Raw genomic sequence first — 1,655 nt, 5'->3', positions numbered from 1 at the left:
TTCGCCGTTACTTGTAAATAGCGGTGATGTTCTCATTTCTTGTAACTGAGCTAACGACTCATATTACAAATTTAAACTATGCAACTATTTATATAATTTTCGTTTCATATGTGGTGGGTGATACTGGACTTGAACCAGTGACCCTCGCCTTGTAAGGGCGATGCTCTCCCAACTGAGCTAATCACCCACATATAAATCAAACGCAACTATTATAATAAATAGTACTGGACTTTAACCAGTGAACCTCACCGTTATTTTAAATAGCGGTAGTTCTCTCTTTTCTAATTGAGCAATGGCCCATATAGAATTTAGATACGACACATCAAAATGTGGTGGGTGATACTGGACTTGAACCAGTGACCCTCGCCTTGTAAGGGCGATGCTCTCCCAACTGAGCTAATCACCCGCATCTAAACAACATCACATTGCTGCGTTGTTGTGGGGCGCTATTATAGATAGAGTTGTAAATGTGTCAACACTTGAATGATAAAAATGTGCTGAATGAAGCTTTTATAATCAATACAATGTAAATAGTGTTCACTTTATCAACAAGGCAACATAAAACGAACAATAAGCATGCTTGGCTGGGTGCTAATGTAACTACATTTATATGCACTAGATAGGGCTATGTTGATCTTTAAGAGTGAAAATTCATTTAATTTAGGGGTAATTGACTTACCGAGTCAGGGTTGCAACCAAGAAATCAAAGTTAAACTTTCTAGTTCAGATCATCCTGCCTATATTATTCAATTGTTTAAACCACTCAAATTAGCAAGTTGTTTATCGCTTAGCATAGTTAAGCTTTACAATTAGCATTTAATAAAATCCAGCTAGGTTATGATGGAAGTAGGCCCGTTTTAGGCAAAAAGCGGTGGTAACTCAATTTGCATATAAATGTATACCTTTTGAGTCCGATGTGAATAGGTACTTTTAGTATTATAAAGTCGTTATTCTCAACTCAAACGCAAATGTGGCACACTTAACGTAACTCATGGTTACTAAATACTATGAAAATCTACTTTTTAGCATGTATGATAGCCAGTTTGTTGAAAATTAAACCATTTAAATAATGTCGCACAAAAAACTGTTGACTTTATTTTGGGGGGTGCATAGAATGCGCCCCGCACTAAGCGATACACGACGTGGTTATCACCGAGGGTATTGAATAAGTTGGGGCTATAGCTCAGCTGGGAGAGCGCTTCGCTGGCAGCGAAGAGGTCTGCGGTTCGATCCCGCATAGCTCCACCAATTTTTAGTGTTTGTCCTAGGGTAGCAGTTTTCTGTGTCCCCATCGTCTAGAGGCCTAGGACACCGCCCTTTCACGGCGGTAACAGGGGTTCGAATCCCCTTGGGGACGCCACTTAACTTTTAGTTAAAGGCGGTTTTACCGAGAAAATAGCGTAACACATAAAGCTCGAGTCTTTATTTGTACTATACGCCATTACCTTAAGAGCTCAGGATGTGAGCTAAACTAATCAATCGTCCTAGTGACACTTTTTAGTGTCCCCATCGTCTAGAGGCCTAGGACACCGCCCTTTCACGGCGGTAACAGGGGTTCGAATCCCCTTGGGGACGCCACTTACTATTATATAGTAGGGTAGTGTTATTAAAGCTCGTCTGAATCGAGTCTAAACTTTCAGTTGTCCTAGTGACAC

At 40.4% G+C, this 1,655-nt stretch carries 5 tRNA genes; 3 read left to right on the top strand and 2 right to left on the bottom strand.

The features are described 5' to 3' along the window. Window positions 1-111: 111 nt before the first annotated feature. Window positions 112-187, bottom strand: a tRNA-Val gene (locus AC27JR_RS16965). 143 nt (window positions 188-330) lie between these two features. Then, a tRNA-Val gene (locus tag AC27JR_RS16960) sits at window positions 331-406 on the bottom strand. Window positions 407-1,172: 766 nt separating this feature from the next. On the opposite strand from AC27JR_RS16960, the gene AC27JR_RS16955 reads away from it, so the two are divergent. The 3 genes from AC27JR_RS16955 (at window position 1,173) to AC27JR_RS16945 (ending at window position 1,578) form a co-directional block, all read left to right on the top strand. Further along, a tRNA-Ala gene (locus AC27JR_RS16955) sits at window positions 1,173-1,248 on the top strand. A 36-nt stretch (window positions 1,249-1,284) separates the two neighbouring features. Next, window positions 1,285-1,360, top strand: a tRNA-Glu gene (locus tag AC27JR_RS16950). A 142-nt stretch (window positions 1,361-1,502) separates the two neighbouring features. Then, window positions 1,503-1,578, top strand: a tRNA-Glu gene (locus AC27JR_RS16945). Window positions 1,579-1,655 lie beyond the last annotated feature (77 nt).

The sequence above is a fragment of the Pseudoalteromonas sp. NH0006-26 genome (genome assembly GCF_057552415.1).
This window is presented reverse-complemented; position numbering and strand designations above follow the sequence as displayed.